At 45.3% G+C, this 16797-nt stretch carries 14 protein-coding genes; 1 reads left to right on the forward strand and 13 read right to left on the reverse strand.

Annotated elements, in window-relative coordinates; genetic code table 11:
- Positions 1-2: 2 nt before the first annotated feature.
- The 11 genes from ABTV07_RS16935 to ABTV07_RS16985 form a co-directional block, all read right to left on the reverse strand.
- Positions 3-464 (reverse strand): MarR family winged helix-turn-helix transcriptional regulator, encoded by a 462-nt coding sequence (locus tag ABTV07_RS16935; protein WP_433744366.1) that lies wholly within the window; start codon positions 462-464, stop codon positions 3-5.
- A 181-nt stretch (positions 465-645) separates the two neighbouring features.
- Positions 646-1539 (reverse strand): phosphogluconate dehydrogenase (NAD(+)-dependent, decarboxylating), encoded by an 894-nt coding sequence (gnd, locus tag ABTV07_RS16940; protein ID WP_433744368.1) that lies wholly within the window; start codon positions 1537-1539, stop codon positions 646-648.
- 163 nt (positions 1540-1702) lie between these two features.
- Positions 1703-2143, reverse strand: coding sequence for a hypothetical protein (locus ABTV07_RS16945; RefSeq protein WP_433744371.1), 441 nt, complete (start codon positions 2141-2143; stop codon positions 1703-1705).
- A complete protein-coding gene (locus ABTV07_RS16950; protein ID WP_433744374.1) occupies positions 2133-3365 on the reverse strand; it encodes a nuclease-related domain-containing protein in 1233 nt (410 codons plus the stop codon). The genes ABTV07_RS16945 and ABTV07_RS16950 overlap by 11 nt, the downstream gene beginning before the upstream one ends.
- A gap of 575 nt (positions 3366-3940) precedes the next feature.
- Positions 3941-4456, reverse strand: a complete 516-nt coding sequence (gene mobB / locus ABTV07_RS16955; RefSeq protein ID WP_433744377.1) for a molybdopterin-guanine dinucleotide biosynthesis protein B — start codon at positions 4454-4456, stop codon at positions 3941-3943.
- The gene (locus ABTV07_RS16960) at positions 4420-5649 is read right to left on the reverse strand and encodes a molybdopterin molybdotransferase MoeA (RefSeq protein ID WP_433751333.1); all 1230 of its coding nucleotides are present in this window, start codon (positions 5647-5649) and stop codon (positions 4420-4422) included. Before ABTV07_RS16960 ends, mobB begins: the two co-directional genes overlap by 37 nt.
- 52 nt (positions 5650-5701) lie before the next feature.
- Positions 5702-6502 (reverse strand): formate dehydrogenase accessory sulfurtransferase FdhD, encoded by an 801-nt coding sequence (fdhD, locus tag ABTV07_RS16965; RefSeq protein ID WP_433744378.1) that lies wholly within the window; start codon positions 6500-6502, stop codon positions 5702-5704.
- A gap of 69 nt (positions 6503-6571) precedes the next feature.
- Positions 6572-7837 (reverse strand): L-lactate MFS transporter, encoded by a 1266-nt coding sequence (locus ABTV07_RS16970; protein WP_433751335.1) that lies wholly within the window; start codon positions 7835-7837, stop codon positions 6572-6574.
- A gap of 85 nt (positions 7838-7922) precedes the next feature.
- On the reverse strand, positions 7923-8471 hold the full coding sequence (locus tag ABTV07_RS16975; RefSeq protein WP_433744381.1) for a DUF1641 domain-containing protein: 549 nt from the start codon (positions 8469-8471) through the stop codon (positions 7923-7925).
- Positions 8464-11427: a formate dehydrogenase subunit alpha gene (gene fdhF, locus ABTV07_RS16980; RefSeq protein ID WP_433744383.1), complete on the reverse strand. Its 2964-nt coding sequence runs from the start codon at positions 11425-11427 to the stop codon at positions 8464-8466. Before fdhF ends, ABTV07_RS16975 begins: the two co-directional genes overlap by 8 nt.
- Positions 11428-12253: 826 nt before the next feature.
- Positions 12254-12868 carry a PH domain-containing protein gene (locus tag ABTV07_RS16985; RefSeq protein ID WP_433744386.1) on the reverse strand — a complete coding sequence of 205 codons (615 nt, stop codon included), beginning with the start codon at positions 12866-12868 and terminating at the stop codon, positions 12254-12256.
- Between the two features lie 182 nt (positions 12869-13050).
- On the opposite strand from ABTV07_RS16985, the gene ABTV07_RS16990 reads away from it, so the two are divergent.
- Entirely contained in the window at positions 13051-14169 is a 1119-nt protein-coding gene (locus ABTV07_RS16990; protein ID WP_433744389.1) for an S-layer homology domain-containing protein, read from the forward strand.
- Positions 14170-14214: 45 nt separating this feature from the next.
- Here ABTV07_RS16990 and ABTV07_RS16995 read toward each other — a convergent pair whose 3' ends face one another.
- Together ABTV07_RS16995 and opp4C are read right to left on the reverse strand one after the other, a co-directional pair.
- Entirely contained in the window at positions 14215-15828 is a 1614-nt protein-coding gene (locus ABTV07_RS16995) for an ABC transporter substrate-binding protein (protein ID WP_433744392.1), read from the reverse strand.
- A gap of 36 nt (positions 15829-15864) precedes the next feature.
- The gene (gene opp4C, locus ABTV07_RS17000) at positions 15865-16797 is read right to left on the reverse strand and encodes an oligopeptide ABC transporter permease (protein WP_433744395.1); all 933 of its coding nucleotides are present in this window, start codon (positions 16795-16797) and stop codon (positions 15865-15867) included.

The following is a 16797-nucleotide window of genomic DNA, read 5'->3' on the forward strand; positions in this document are numbered from 1 at the left end:
ATTTACTCCCCCATTTGTAGATCTTTGCTTTCTAAAATGACCCTGTTCAACTTCTCGTAAGTCTTGATAAATTGCTCAATTTCTTCCTGCTCAAACTTCTTGATCAATGAAGCGACCAGTTTGTGGATCCGCGCTTCCGTCTCATCGAAAAGCGATTTCCCCTCTTTTGAGAGGGTCAGATAAATGACTCGGCGATCCTTCTCATCACGGTCCCTTTGAATTAGCCCCTTCTCCGTCATTCGATTGATCATGGCAGTGATGGCACTTTTTTTGACTTCAAAAACTTCGGCAAGCTCTGTCGAAGTACAGACTTCCTTTTTCACTATGTATCTGAGAATATAATGCTGGTCGTTCGTCAAATCGTCTCCAATTTGACATTTGATAAGGTTTTCAGCCCTTTTGGTCACTGAAAATGATAGCTCTATATATTGATCTGTCAGCTTTTTAATATGATCTTCTGTCACTGGGTATCCTCCTAGCAGAAATAGTTCTCGTCTTTAATAGTTAAACACTTTAACTATATTACTGCATTTAACTTTAATGGATTCTAAAATTGAAGTCAAGGAAGGAATTGGCGTTCAAAAAATGTTCAAAATTGGGACAAAAAAAACCAGGGAATGCACCCTGGTGTTCAAAAAACTATTATTATTTTTTCTCCACTGCATGCCCGCCGAATTCGTTGCGAAGGGCAGCAACCACTTTTCCTGTGAACGTATCGTTATCCAATGAACGGTAGCGCATAAGAAGAGACATCGCAATGACAGGTGTTGCAGCCTGAAGATCAAGCGCTGTTTCCACTGTCCATTTTCCTTCACCTGAAGAATGCATCACGCCTCTGATGTCATCAAGCTTCGCATCCTTGGAGAATGCACGCTCCGTCAATTCCATAAGCCAAGAACGGATGACAGAACCATTGTTCCAAACTCGTCCGACTTTTTCATAGTCATAGTCGAATTCGCTCTTCTCCAATACTTCAAAGCCCTCGCCGATCGCAGCCATCATACCGTACTCGATGCCATTATGGACCATTTTCAAGAAATGCCCGCTTCCAGCTTTTCCTGTGTAAAGATATCCGTTTTCAACTGCAGTATCGCGGAAAATCGGCTCTACCACTTCCCAAGCTTCCGGATCTCCACCGATCATGTAGCACGCACCATGGCGAGCGCCTTCCATACCGCCGGAAGTTCCGCAATCCATGAAGTGAACGCCGGACTCTTTCAATTGATTATAGCGGCGAACGGATTCTTTAAAATGAGAGTTTCCTGCCTCAATGACGATATCCCCTTCACTTAAAAGCGGCGTCACTTCCTCAAGAACCGAATCCACCACACCATGCGGAACCATGATCCAAAGAACGCGTGGAGTTTCCATAGACTCCACAAGCTCTTTCAAACTTCCGAACCCTTTTGCCCCGAATCCTTCCATTTGCTTCACAGCTTCTGTATTCAAATCAAATGCTGCCACTTCATGCTTATGATCAAGTAAATTCTGACCTAAATTAAGACCCATTTTCCCTAAACCGACTAAACCAACTTTCATGCTAGTTCCTCCTTCGTGTATTAAGTATTCCTATAAGGAATGTACCCGTTTCCTGTTGTTGTATACCTATTAATATCCTGCTTATGTAAAGGAGTTATACCATTCTCCTTTAATCTTTCATTTGGCCGCCAATAATTGATTATACCGAAACTCATGGAATATGTTAAATAGATGTGATTGAAATTTTTTTGGAAAATAAAGTTGTGGTGGTTTTGAATGTGGTGGTTCTGGTTAATAGGACAGGAGATTTGTTGGAGCTGGCGCGATTTTGGGTCGTGTGGGAGACTTTTTTATCAGCCGCGGGACGGTGTTTGCGGTTTGCTCCCCACTTTCGGGACCAACCTCCCCACTTTGACAGATTATCTCCCAGCTTTTCGGCTCGACCTCGGGACTTTTCGTTTCCACCTCCCCACTTTGAGAGATAACCTCCCGACTTTTCAAATTTTGTAACTTTCAACCATTCAATTTGTGGGAGCTGGCGCGATTTTGAGTTGCGGGGATCTTTTTGAGCTGTCGCGGGGCGGTGATTTCGATTTGCATCCATTTTTAGAGATGCAGCCGCACTTTTGCTATGATCTTTCAAAACCCCATTTTTATTCCACAATACTCTTCTTCATTTTCATTAATACCTCCAAGCTGATTATGTACTTAGCAGTTCTATTCTCGCCGGCTTTTATTGCAGAAATATTATTAAAGATTGTTTGCATAATATGAGGCGACTCTATTTTTAGAAAATCTCTTCCCTCTTTATTTGTGAGCACTATATCAAATAATAATGCGTACTCTTCCAATGCCTTTAAATAAGCTGTTTTAGAAGAAGTCCCACATCTGGAGCAAACCCAGTATTTATAAATTCTACTCATGGAAAATTGATGACATTTGGGGCACTGAACTCCCAGTTGAAGTTCATCTTTGAAGATTTGATATTTTTGAAGGATTGGTTTATTTTGAGGTTCATGATTTTGGAGGATGGTCTCACTTAAAGAGTTGATATTTTGGGGATAATCCGGTACTTTGCTAAATCTTCTTTCAAGGTCATACATTCTATGGATGAATGTTGATTTTTTAATGATTTTTTCATTAGGTCTGGAGGAGGTTAATATAGAAGATTCATTTGTAAAGACAACGAGGCCCTCTATCGGAAGAAGTGGAAATGAATGCTGGTGAAGCCACTTTTTTAATTGAATTTGTTGGAGTGTCAATTGATCTATCGGATAGGTGAAACTTTCTTCTTTTTCATCACTGGTTCGAATTAACTGTTTGTGTTCATGATCAATAAATAGTTTACCAGTAATGTTTTTCACTTCCGATATCATAATGTACTTTGTGGATAATATGAGGATATCTATTTGAAAGAAATGCTCCCCAGCATTTAGTCGAATATCGTGAAAAATTAAATACTTTTCCGGGTCCAGATAACTCAATGGATACTGCATTGCCTTCTCCCCAATATAGCCGGAGTATGCTTTCTGATAATCCGAAAAGATTCTGTCCCTCTTTTCATCGTGAATGGGAATCCGATTCAGCAATGCTTCCAATTTTCGAATTTGGATGGGCATTGTTAATGGTTTAACTATCATATTATCACTCCTTTTTTCCACTCTTTCGTCATAAAGACTATAAATTCCTCTTTTTAGGGGATATTTCTGTAAGAACAGGAGATTTACAAAGCATTTTTGAACTGTATTTGCGGTTTGCTCCCCACTTTCGGGACCAACCTCCCCACTTTGCCAGATTATCTCCCAGCTTTTCGGCTCGACCTCGGGACTTTTCGTTTCCACCTCCCCACTTTGATAGCTAACCTCCCTTCTTTTCAAATTTTGCAACTTTCAACCATTCAATTTGTGGGAGCTGGCGCGATTTGGGTTCATGGACCTTTTTGGTCTGCCGCGGGACGATGATCGCGGTTTGCTCCCCACTTTCGGGACCAACCTCCCCACTTTGACAGATTATCTCCCAGCTTTTCGGCTCGACCTCGGGACTTTTCGTTTCCATCTCCCCACTTTGATAGCTAACCTCCCGTCTTTTCAAATTTTGCAACTTTCAACCATTCAATTTGTTGGAGCTGGCGCGATTTGGGGCTCATGGACCTTTTTTGGTCTGCCACGGGACGATGATCGCGGTTTGCTCCCCACTTTCGGGACCAACCTCCCCACTTTGCCAGATTATCTCCCAGCTTTTCGGCTCGACCTCGGGACTTTTCGTTTCCACCTCCCCACTTTGAGAGATAACCTCCCGTCTTTTCAAATTTTGCAACTTTCAACCATTCAATTTGTTGGAGCTGGCGCGATTTGGGGCTCATGAATCTTCTGGTCGACCCGCGGAACCGTGCTTGTGGGTTGCTCCGAACTTTGACCGTAAACCGCTCACCTTTCCACATCCAAATAAAAAAATCCCCCTTTCACAAGAGAGATTCCATCAAATATTCCATATACTCCGCTTCCTGCTCCCGCGTATAGACCGGGATGCCGCCGCGACCATCATTCAGGGGCTCCACCGAGATCACGCATTGGATGTTAGTCAAATCTCGCAGCTCTTCCCAGTTTTCAGCACTCCTCACAAGCACCACTTTCGGGTAGTCCTCTTTTTTATAGCCTTCAACCAAAAGCACATCCACCGGAAAAAACGCATAGAAATCCAGCCACTTCTCGAGACTCCACTCAGACACTCTGGCAGCCAATTGCAGGACCCCGTTGCCCTCTACTCCGGATACTACAGCACCTGCTTCGAATGTGCGGGTGCTGTCCTTCGAAGAAGCACCCAGCTCTGGAGCCCCTCCATGCCCGTGATGTTTGATGACCGCTGTTTCCAGTCCGGATTCGCTTAATCGCTGAATCAACTTCTCAATCAGCGTCGTTTTGCCGCTGTTTTGATAGCCGACTACTTGTAGGATGCGACGATGTTTTCCCATGGCCACTCACTTCCTGTTTGGTCTTCTAGGAGAAGGATATCCACGAGCATCCCTTCTTGATAACCCCTTGTCCCGCCAGGCAATACAATGAGAACGTCAGCTGAGGCAAGGGACGAAACGGCGCTTGATTTATCAAATCCCGATGGTGCCACTGCCAAAGTTCCATCCTCGTCATACTGTAATGTTCCTCTTACGAATCTAGTGAAAGGATTCGCTTTGGAAAAGTCTGATGCCAACCGAGCACGTGCTTTCCTCAAATGAGGGCGGGTATTGAATAGATTTGTCCGCATCACGGGCCGCACAAATAGTTCGAATCCGACATAGCAGGCCGATGGATTTCCGGATAATCCAAAGAGCAGCTTTCCATTTGATTGGGCAACGGTTGTGACACTCCCTGGGCGCATGCCGATTTTATTGAAGAGGACCTCTGCCCCCAGTTTTTCATAGATTGCCGGCAAATAATCGTAGTCTCCAACGGAAACGCCGCCGGTTGTGATGAGGATGTCCACTTTTCCCATAGCTTCTGCCACGGCTTTATAGCATTCTTCCAAGTTATCTTCCATTTTGCCAAGATAAATCGGCTTCCCGCCTGCCCTTTCAATTTGACCCATGAGCATATAGGTATTGCTGTTGCGGATCTTACCGGGCTGAATGGGTTCATCTATATCCAACAGCTCGCTGCCTGTGGCGAGCACCCCGACGATCGGTTTTCTCGCAACGGGTACATTTTTATAGCCAAACGTCGCCAACAGTGCGGCAATGCCTGCATTAATCCGTGTTCCTCTTTCTGCAAGGACCGTTCCTTTCTGAGTGTCCTCGCCTTTAAAGGAAATGTTCTCACCCACACTTAAAGAGCGCTTGATTTCGATGGAGGACCCGATTTCTTTCGTCAATTCCAGCATGATGACTGCATTGCTGCCCTCCGGAATCTGCGCTCCTGTCATGATCCTTACCGCTTGAGTGGGCCCGACTGTTCCAGTAAAAACCGAACCTGCACCAATCTGACCGATGACTTCAAAACGGCCGGGATTGCTGGAGCTTAAGCTAATCGTATCTTCTGCCCTTAACGCGAATCCGTCATATGGGGAGCGGTCAAAAGCCGGGACGTCATGATCTGCCATCAGCGGCTCTGCTAAATATCTGCCGCATGCATTTTCAATTTCAACCGTTTCCTTCTCTCCTGGCGCAGCAAATTTCATCACTCTTTTTACCGCTTCTGAAACGGCAATGGGTGTTCTTTTTTCTACCAACTCAATTCCCCTCCCTGATGATCCGTTCTGGATGTGTATATATGTTCATCGAGCTTCCCCTTATGAATCCCACAGTCGTAATCCCGAGTTCCTCCGCTTGCTCCAGAGCCAGTTCAGTCGGAGCAGACTTGGATAGGACGATTTCACATCCGATTTTGGCCACTTTCAATAAAATTTCAGAGGAAATCCTTCCGCTGAACGCAATGATTTTCCCATCCATACCAATTCCATTTTTCAGACAGTATCCATAAATTTTGTCCAATGCGTTATGCCTGCCAATATCCATCCGGCTCAACAGGATGCCCGACTTGTCGCATAGTGCAGCATTATGGACTCCGCCTGTCTGTTTGAACATGTCCGCTTGTGACTGCATATCTTTCATCAGGCGCAGACATTCCATCGGAGTAAGAAAAACATTCTGCTCCTTCATGACCTTGGCTGTCCTTTTGTCATTGACAAAAACAAATCCCTGCCTGCTCATCCCGCAGCAGGAGGTGACATAGCGTTTATTCTGAAACTGTTGATATAGCGGATTAGGGTTGTTCGTCTTAATATGTATGAATCCTTTGTCCTCTTGGACCCAAATATCCTCAATTTCATTGTAGCGGCGGATGACCCCTTCTGAAGCTAGGTACCCGACAGCCATGTCTTCTATGTATTCAGGTGTGCAGACCATGGTAACAAACTCATCCCCATTAATTTTAATGGTCAGAGGGTACTCAGTCACAATTTGATCGTCCATTTCGACGGCTTGTCCATCCTCCACGCGAATGATTTTTCGATTCACAGACGTCTGCTTCATGTTTGCACCTCCCACATTCATTATGAATGAAAAAGGGACTCCCCGCGAGTGGCAGCCCCCTCTTTTTTATCACTGATTCAGTACATTGGATGACTGGTGATCCATTTTCATCCGGAGCTTTTTAATATTGACACGGATCAAGAGAGAAATGATCAGCGCCACGACAAATGCAGCAACAAAAATATACAGGGTCAATGAGTAGCTGTCAGTCGTTTCACGGATCCATGAAACAACCAATGGGCCAACCAGTCCTGCTGCAGCCCATGCTGTAAGGATGTACCCATGGATTGCTCCAAGCTCTTTCGTGCCAAACAAGTCGCCGATATAGGCAGGGATGGATGCAAACCCACCACCATAGCACGTTAAAATGACGAAGATGATGATTTGGAATAGCAAGGCATTTGTGACATTCGGAAGCAATAGGAATGCGACAGTTTGAAGGATAAAAAAGATCGTATACACATTCGGTCTTCCGATATAGTCAGAAATAGATGCCCAGCCGATTCGGCCAAATCCGTTGAACAACCCCATGATGCCGACCATCGTTGCCGCAGCCGCTGCACTCAGACCAGCTATATCCTGAGCCATTGGGGAAGCGACGGAAATCACGGCAATCCCACAGGTGACGTTGATGAAGAGCATGGCCCACAGCGCCCAGAAGCGAATGGTTTTGACCGCTTCATTTGCGGTAAGCTGCGCCAAGTCTCCTGATGAGTTCTCTGCTTTCTTCTCGTTCTCTTTCATTCCAGCAGGCATCCAGCCTTTTTCTGGCGGAGCCAAATAAAGGGATGAAAGGATCATGATGACGAAGTAGACAGCACCAAGGAGATAGAAGGTATTGCTGATGCCGACGTTAGTAATCAGTTTGGCGATGATGGGGCTTGCAATCAATGAAGCAAATCCAAAGCCCATAATGGCGAGCCCGGTTGCCAAGCCGCGCCGATCAGGGAACCATTTGACCAGAGATGAAACCGGTGTGATGTACCCGATGCCAAGGCCGATTCCGCCAAGCATTCCATAGAAGAAATATAATAAATACAAAGACCCGATGCTATCTGCAAAACCGGCGCCTATAAGGCCGACTCCGAAACAAAGCGAAGCAATGATGCCCGATTTCCGCGGACCGTATCGTTCAACAAAATGTCCCATGAATGCTGCAGAAAGACCGAGGAATAGGATGGCGATGCTGAATGTCAGTGACACATCGCTCAAATCCCAACCATGCTTATCTTTCAGCGGGTTTGTGAAAACACTCCAGGAATATACAGAACCAATTGAAATGTGAATCCCCACGGCGGCAGCAGCAATCAGCCAGCGATTCTTCGTTTTCCCCATCTTTGGTTTCCCTCTTTCCTTTGTCCGATTTTTACATTTTGGCAAGCGGATGAAGCCAGTGTCCATCCGCTTGCCGCCCCTTTAATCAAACCTTGAACGTTTTTTCCGTGTTTTTCACTTGCTCCCTTGTATCATTTGTCGTTTTTTCTCTATGTTCCGTTGCTTCTCCCATGCCTTTCAAGAAATTGAGCGCCATGGTGATGGTTCGATTCACCTCCGGATCCTTTAAGGATTTGGCCAATTCAAAGTAGCTTGTTTTCTTCTCATCCTTGTCTTTCACCTCGGAATTGACTCGGGCGATCCCTGCATTGATTTTCAGCAGCAGCGGCTCAAGATGCTTGACATCGAGGGTGCCAAGAACCCCGAACATTAGCAGCAGATTTTTGATTGTATTGGTATTTTCAGGTTTATCGACAGCGTGGACAAGAACATCAAGAACTTTATCCCCTTGGCCCAATAGACCTTTTAACATGGACAATATCCCTCTATCATGCATATGTCCAAGTATGTCGAGTGATTCCATTATAGCCGTCTTGTTTTTTAGGAGTGCGTCCTCGACTTCCCTCAAATCATTATTCCGCTTTTCCTCTTCGGTCATGACCATCTGCTGAATATTGGTGGTTGCTTTAGCCATGTTTCTTTTCCTCCTTCCGCACAAGGTCACCTGGGAATACATAGTCTTCCCTTGCCCATTTCTTCTGGACCTGCACGCCTAATTGAGGCTGAGGGTTTCCATAGCGGTGGTTGATTTTCGGCAGTGGATTGACTCCTTCCTGGCTTAAGATCTCAAGCTTCGCCTTTACCTCTTTATAAGCAGGGGTATCCGTATCTTTGTCAGCCTTGCTGCTCGTAAGGAGGTTGATGGCTGATTCGCCGGAATCATTCATCGGCAGGTAAACTTCCTTGCCTTTGACCCGATCGGTAATATGGCATTTCACTTTCACGTTTCCGTAAGGAGTGGACAACCTTACAAGCGTTCCATCCTTCAAGCCCCTTTCTTTTGCAAGCTCTGGTGAAACTTCCAGAAAGGTGCTTGGCGTTTTTTCTGAAATCCCTTTGGATTTATAGGTTAAATTACCTTCGTGGAAATGCTCGAGAAGGCGTCCATTGTTGACATGGATATCATACTGCGCATCGAATTCCAGCGGCTCCGTCCAGTCAACCGGATAAAGTTTCGCCCTTCCATCATCAAATGGGAAGTCTTCTGTGAAAAGAAGCGGCGTGTCCCTTCCGTCCGATTCGACCGGCCAGCATAGGCTTTTGTATCCCTCAAGCCTTTCGTAGTTGACTCCGGCAAAAAGAGGTGCAAGCTGCACAGCTTCTGCCATGATGTCGCTCGGGTGGCTGTAGTTCCAATTGGCACCCATGCGGTTGGCGAGCTCAGTCAGGATGACCCAATCAGGCTTTGAATCCCCCAGCGGCTCAAATACTTGATACAAACGCTGGATCCGGCGCTCAGTATTCGTGAATGTCCCTTCTTTTTCAAGGCTCGGGCTTGCAGGGAGGACGACATCTGCAAATTGCGCGGTCCTTGAGAAGAAAATATCCTGAACCACGAAGAAATCCAGTTTTTCAAAAGCTTCATGAACAAAATTTAAGTTGGAATCCACAACGCCCATCTCTTCGCCTTTGACATACATTGCTTTCACATGTCCGTCATGGATGCCCTTGATCATTTCGTGGTTATTCAATCCAGGTTCTGCCGGAAGCTTTACGCCCCAGCCGCGTTCATATTTCTCACGAATTTTGTCATCCGCTACTTTTTCATAGGAAGGGAATTGGTTCGGCATGCTGCCAAAGTCGCTTGCCCCTTGGACATTGTTATGCCCGCGAAGAGGATACGCACCTGCTCCCGGTCTTCCATAGTTTCCTGTCACAAGAAGAAGGTTGGAAATGGCGGTGCTTGTGTCGCTTCCGCCAAGGTGCTGAGTGACTCCCATGGCCCACAGGATGCATGTTCCATCCGCTTCATGGATCGTCTCCGCGATTTGGATCAATGTCTCCTGGCTGATGCCCGTAGCTTTCTCCGCATATTCTAATGTGAATTTTTCCAAGTTGGCCTTGTATTCTTCAAAACCATTTACGCGATTTCGGATAAAAGATGCATCCGCCCATCCCTGATCAATGATGTATTTGGTCACAGCGGAAAGCCAGACAATATCAGAGCCCGGTTTCGGCTGTATGAATAAATCCGAACGTTCGGCCATTTCATGTTTGCGGATATCAGCGACAATCAGCTTCTGACCGCGCAGTTTATGGGATCTTTTCACTCGCGTCGCCAACACAGGGTGGGATTCAGCTGTATTTGACCCGACAACTAAAATGAGGCCGGCGTTTTCAATATCCTTGATGGTGCCGGCGTCCCCGCCGTATCCGACGGTTCGTGAAAGCCCCATCGTCGCAGGGGTCTGGCAATAGCGGGAACAGTTGTCGATATTGTTCGTGCCGATGACGGCCCTTGCCAGCTTCTGCATTAAATAGGATTCTTCGTTGGTACATTTCGATGAGCTGATGAATGTCAGCGCATCCGGTCCATGCTCTTTTTTGATTTCGTTAAATTTACTTGAAATGAGGGTTAAGGCTTCATCCCACTCTGCTTCCCGGAACGTATCCCCTTCACGGATCAACGGTTTTGTCAGGCGCTCTTCGCTATTGACGAAATCCCAGCCGAATTTCCCTTTGACACATGTTGAAATTCCATTGGCAGGCGACTCCTGCTGAGGTTCGACTTTCAAAATTTCTCGTCCTTTTGTCCAAACATCAAAGGAGCAGCCGACACCGCAGAATGTACAAACGGTCTTCGTTTTCTTGATTCTCTCTTCCCTCATGACCGATTCCATATCTGAAATGGTCAAAATGGATCCGTACCCGGTTTCCACATTCTTAGTGATTTCAATCATCGGACGGAGGGTCTTTTTAGCGATGCCAGTCAAATAGCCAGTCTCCCCTACCATTCCTTTTTCCATCATGGCATTGCACGGGCATACAGTAGAGCAGTGTCCGCAAGAAACACAGGAAGATTCATTGATTGGCACATTGTTATCCCAAATGACACGCGGTCGCTCAAGACTCCAATCGATGGATAAGGTTTCTGTCACCTGAACATCCTGGCATGCTTCAACACAGCGCCCGCAAAGGATGCACTGGTCCGGATCATACCGGTAAAATGGATTGGAATTGTCTTCTTGATAAGGCTTCTGGGAAAACGGGATAGTCTGGTGATTCACGTGCATATCCCGCACTGCATTATGGACTTCGCAGGAACCATTGTTGTAGTCGCAGACAGTGCAATAAAGCTCATGATTGCCGAGGATCCTGTTGATCCCAATCATTTGCGCTTCTTTGACTTCATCAGAAGTCGTATCCACCATGTCTCCATCCTTAAGTTTGGTGGAACAGGCCCTGACGAATTCGCCATTCACCCTCACCAGGCACGTATCGCACGTTTCGATGGGGCCAAGGCTCGGATGATAGCATACGTGAGGTACTTCCACAGAGCTTCCATTTACAAGGTCGAGGATTGTTTGATCCCCTGTCGCTTTAATATCCGCTCCATTCAATTTGATATGTAATAAGTCAGACAAGACCATACCCCTTTCTGTACTTTTTTAAAATTCAGACGCTATTCAACATGATACCCTCTCACCAAAAGGAGTAAACGCTATACATGTTTCAAACATGGCATAATTATGCAATTCGCTGTCTGCTCCTTTTTTCCTGCGAAATCGTTTTCAAAAATTAGGAATGAAGAGTATTTTTGAATTCCATTTACTCTTTTTTTAGCAGTGGTATTTTACATTTAATGGATAGTCGGGAGGTTATCCTCCAAAGTGCGGCGGTGGAGCCGAAAAGTGCAGCGGTAATCCCTTAAAGTTGCGAGATAAATCCTAAAAGTGCGGCGGTTGTTGACCAAAGTGGGGAGCAAATTCCCGAGATCATCTGCGGCCGCTCCTTGCAGTGCTTGCAGAACCACTGACCGCGCCTGCTATATATTTGGATAGTTGGGAGGTTATCCTCCAAAGTGCGGGGGTGGAGACGAAAAGTGCACCGGTAATCCTGTAAAGTTGCGAGATAAATCCTAAAAGTGCGGCGGTGGCTGACCAAAGTGGGGAGCAAATTCCCGAGATCATCCGTGGCCGCTCCTTACAGTGCTTGCAGAACCACTGACCGCGCCTGCTATATCAAATTCACCTTACCTGAATTACAATATTTGGATAGTCGGGAGGTTATCCTCCAAAGTGCGGCGGTGGAGACGAAAAGTGCAGCGGTAATCCTGTAAAGTTGCGAGATAAATCTTAAAAGTGCGGGGGTTGCTGACCAAAGTGGGGAGCAAACCAAAGGAGAGCGAGCTGCGGCCGTACTGCTCGCAAAAACAAAAAAGACCCGCCTCAACGGCGAGCCTCTCTCGATAACGAATCAGTTATTGATGTATTTTTCAAAGACGCTTCCAAAATCTTTCTCGTGGTACTGTTCACGGACGGAAGTCATCCAGGTGAATCCGAAATCTGTAAGGTTTTTATACGTGTCAGAAAGGTTCTGGTCATCTGTACGGGAATTTTGCAGGATAGAGACCGCTTTGTCCAGGCTCTGCGCTGCCATGTCCATATAGATGCCGTTTTCATGAGTGATCTCCGCAATTCGAAGAAGGGATTTGTATAAATCTTTCAATTGTTCGATTTGATCTTTGCGAACATCAATGTCGAACTTTTCGTTTCCAACCATGAATTTGATTTCAACGTCCATATCGATTTTTCCGGCCGTCTCAAGCAGGACATGGGAAATCTTATATTGAGAGTACGGATATCTCTTCAATGTCCGCTTGGAAGATACGGCGCTTTCCCCGTCTACATGGATGATAGCAAGATTCGTAAAGCAATATTCATCTGCTTTTGTTTTGATCAAGAAGTAGATTTTTTCATCATCTTCGTGCATGACATAGTCGTCGGCATCGGTTTTGTCATAATCCGCCGGTGAGATAATTGTCCCGATATCAGATAGTCCCAGTGCATCTGCAGCGATTTTTTTAAACATATGTATCTTCCTTTCTATTTCCATCTTTTCACTTATTATAGCAAAAATTCTCTAGAAATTGATTACATATTTAATAGGAAAAAACTCATTATTTTCCCACTAATATCCACTTGTAACATTTTTAACAAACTCTATAATTAAGTTTGGATTTAGTCCATATATATCGAGGGGAGTCACACAGATTGAAGAAAATTTTTATGTTGCTAGTCCTTGTACTGGCGGTAATCTCTGCACCATTTGCGACTGCATCCGCAGCGCAGAAAACATGGGATATGTACATCCCGGAAGATTTAGACTACGGTTATTGGGCATATGACGAATTGGATGATTTCATTAATGCCGGCATCATCGATGGCCAGGTCGTAACTGAGTATGACAATGAGTTGGACGAAGAATTCTCCTATGTTTATATTAAACCGGAAGATTCTATTACAAGAGCTGAATTCACAAAAATCCTGGTTAATGCACTAGGATTAAAAATGGAAGGCACTTCTAAAAAATTTCCTGATGTAAAAGAAACAGGATGGTCCTATCCATATATCCAGACAGCAAGTTCTTTGGGAATTGTAAATGGGAAACTTGACGGTACTTTTGCGCCTAACGCAAAAATCACACGCGATCAAGTAGCCGCTATGATTTACCGTGCATTCCAAAATAATATCGAATTTAAGTCTAACGGAATTGCATTTAAAGATGTGACGAAAGACAATTTTGCTTATGATGCTATTAACAAAACATCTGCAAACGGAATTGTCAAAGGATATGGGGATCTATTCAAGCCTCACACATTTGCGACACGCGCACAGGCAATGGTCATGATCCATCGTGCATTGCAGCAGGAAAGTGTTGATAAACCAGCTGATTCTGCATTAATGGATGTTGTGTCCAAATTAAACAATGATGAAATCACTTATATGAACGCTTTGGACAAAGCAAAATTAACAGATTTATATAATCAAACAACAACTGACTATCAATTTGCGATGTCGCAGGATAACGTTGATATGGTAGATGCGTATAATACTGAAGATGGATCTTCATTAAAAATAGAAATCATTAAGCCATTCACGTTGACAGTCCTTTCTTCCAGCACGCATTTTGCGAAAGTTCACGTGAATGATTTCCAATATAAAGTGACAAGCACTTTCCCTGATGGAAACTTCTCCTTGAATGTAAACGGCTCGAACACTGCCTATCTGAAGAAAATGGAAGATGGCAGCTGGAAAGTCTACAATGTCGTTATGGATGACGAACAAGAAGAAACACTCGCTGACGAAGCGGCAGCAATTTCACAAAACTAAGCAAAAGAGAAGGCTAATTTCGCCTTCTCTTTTGCTATTCCTCTATTATTTAGCCCCCGCAACAGACCAGTCCACAATATCCTTGTGGAAGCCGAATACGCGCGGCTCTCCTTTTTTCACTTTCTTGGAAATGGCATCAAAGTCGTCATCAGAGTATAGCGTGATGATCGGCATATCTTCATCCCAGATCTTTTGCAGTTCTGAGTAGATTTCCTTCCGTTTATCAGGATCCGGTTCTGATTTCCCTTTCAATAGAAGCTCATCGACTTTTGGATTGCTGTATTTCATATAGTTATAGGCACCTGAGCTGCTGTATAGCGAAGAGATTTCCGGGTCAAGCGTAAATGTGAAGCCCATCAATAACAGGTCGAAATCTCCGGCTTTCCCCTTTTGCATGATGGTCGGGAAGTCGTAAGTGGTAGTTTTCACCTTCACCCCTGCCGCTTTTAAATTTTCACTGATGATATCGGCTGATTGTTCACGTACTTTGTTGCCGATCGGTACGACGAGCTGAAGCGTCTTATCAAAATCCCATCCGGCATCCTTCAGCATCTGCTTTGCCTTCTCAGGATCATAGCTAAACCCTTTCAAATCCTTGTCCAAGTACGGGCTGACGGAAGTATATGGTCCATCGACCACTTCGCCGTATCCTTTTAACAGCTTGTCTACGATCTTTTGTCGATCAAGTGCATAGACCAATGCTTGGCGGACTTTGGCATCCTTGACTTTCTCCGTATTGAACATCATCGTCTGGAATCCGATGGTCTTTTCAGATTTCGTTCTGACATTATCCAGCTTTTCGACCCTTTCGTAGTCCTGCGGCGGGATTTTTCCGATGCCGATCCCCACGTTCATATCGAGCTCCCCTGTTTGAAGCTGTGCTGCAAGATTAGGCGCCGGCATGATTTTCACATATAAGTTATCAAGCTTCGGCTTGCCTCCATAGTAGTCCGGGTTTGCTTTCAGCTGGACATCCTGATTTTTCTTGTATTCCACGAATGTAAATGGTCCGTTTGTGACATCTGGCTTCAAGAAGAAAGAGTCATTGGCCAAGTCTTCCGGCTTCACTTTACTTAGAACATGTGCAGGCAAAATCAAGAACTTGGTCCCCAGCTGCTCTTTGATCATATTGGGATCGACTGGCGCTTTTGTCTTGAATTGAAGCGTTTTATCATCAACGACCTTCACGGAAGGGATTTCTGTCTGCCCATCTTTGAGCTTCCCATTGTCGTCTAGTCCATCGAGCATTGATAAATAGCTTCCAACCGTTGTTTCTACTTTCGGATTGGCCACCATATTGAATGTGTAGGCTGCATCCTCCGCAGTGACAGGCTTTCCATCCGACCATTTAGCGTCTGGATCCAGTTTAATCGTAAATGTTTGGTTGTCAGTGGTTTCAAAGGATTTTGCGAGTTTTGGAACAAAGTTTTGCGGCCCGTCCATTTCAAGAAATGAATCAAACATAAATTTTTCAATGAAGGATGAGGCAACATCTGGTGAATTGATGGTGCTGAAATTGACCGGAGGATTGACCATCCCTAAAAACATTGTCTTGCTTCCTCCGCCGTTCGCTGTTCCTCCGGTTCCCGCACTGCTGCAGGCACCCAATAATAAAAAGGAAGCAGCGGCGCAAACCTTTGCCATGTTCTTAATTTTCATCCTCATTTCCCCCTCGCTCACATTTTGAAATTTTTTCTATTTTAAACTTTTCGGATCCATGGCATCCCTAAGTCCATCTCCCATAAAATTAATGGATAAAACGGACAAGAGGATCATCATGCCTGGCGGGATCCAAAGCCAAGGCTGCGACGCAAGCACTGTCAATGATTGAGCTTCTGTCAGCATATTTCCCCAGCTTGCTGTCGGCGGCTGCACGCCCATTCCAAGAAAGCTTAAGGACGCTTCCATGATGATGGCAGATGCAATGCCGAATGTCGCATTGACCAAAATCGGCGCTAAACAATTCGGAAGGATATGCTGAAAAATGACCTTTGGAGCGGAATATCCCAACGCCACTCCTGCTTTTATATAATCCATTTCTTTAATGGAAAGGAGGCTGCCCCTGACAATGCGGGCGATCGGCGGCCATCCAAGCAGGCCAAGAACGACGATGATATTAAATAAACTTGGCCCCATGATGCTGACAAGGACAAGGATGACCATTAAATAAGGAAACGACATGAATACATCTGTGATCCTCATGATGATCATATCGACTGCTTTTCCGAAATAGCCGGCAGCAGCACCGAGGATGGTTCCGATGACGGTATAGATGGCTACTGCGCCGAGCCCTACTGAAAGGGATATCCGGGAGGCGTAGATCAGTCGGCTCAATAGATCCCTTCCCACTTGGTCCGTTCCAAGCAAATGCGCTTTAGATGGCGGCGCAGCAAATTCATCTGCAATGGAATAAGGGCTTTTCGGCGCAATCCAAGGGGCAAAGACAGCCATAAGAATAATGAGCGAAAAGATGATCAGCCCTGCTACCGCAAGCTTGTGCTTCAGGAATTTTTTCAGGATGACTTTAAGGTAGCTCTCCTCCTGACCTAATTCTTCATGGATATTGACGGCAGCGCCTTTCTGATACGAGGCGGCTTCATTTTCCATTTTTACATTGGCAATCGGCAA

Origin of the sequence: Falsibacillus pallidus, assembly GCF_050990905.1 — a bacterium.
GTDB lineage: Bacteria > Bacillota > Bacilli > Bacillales > DSM-25281 > Falsibacillus > Falsibacillus pallidus_A.

Bases quoted from the DNA above. Each gene is read 5' to 3' on its own strand.
- ABTV07_RS16960 (WP_433751333.1), bottom strand. From the start codon at position 5,649: ATGAAATTTGCTGCGCCAGGAGAGAAGGAAACGGTTGAAATTGAAAAT.
- ABTV07_RS16995 (WP_433744392.1), bottom strand. From the start codon at position 15,828: ATGAAAATTAAGAACATGGCAAAGGTTTGCGCCGCTGCTTCCTTTTTA.
- fdhF (WP_433744383.1), bottom strand. From the start codon at position 11,427: ATGGTCTTGTCTGACTTATTACATATCAAATTGAATGGAGCGGATATT.
- ABTV07_RS16985 (WP_433744386.1), bottom strand. From the start codon at position 12,868: ATGTTTAAAAAAATCGCTGCAGATGCACTGGGACTATCTGATATCGGG.
- ABTV07_RS16975 (WP_433744381.1), bottom strand. From the start codon at position 8,471: ATGGCTAAAGCAACCACCAATATTCAGCAGATGGTCATGACCGAAGAG.
- ABTV07_RS16970 (WP_433751335.1), bottom strand. From the start codon at position 7,837: ATGGGGAAAACGAAGAATCGCTGGCTGATTGCTGCTGCCGCCGTGGGG.
- fdhD (WP_433744378.1), bottom strand. From the start codon at position 6,502: ATGAAGCAGACGTCTGTGAATCGAAAAATCATTCGCGTGGAGGATGGA.
- gnd (WP_433744368.1), bottom strand. From the start codon at position 1,539: ATGAAAGTTGGTTTAGTCGGTTTAGGGAAAATGGGTCTTAATTTAGGT.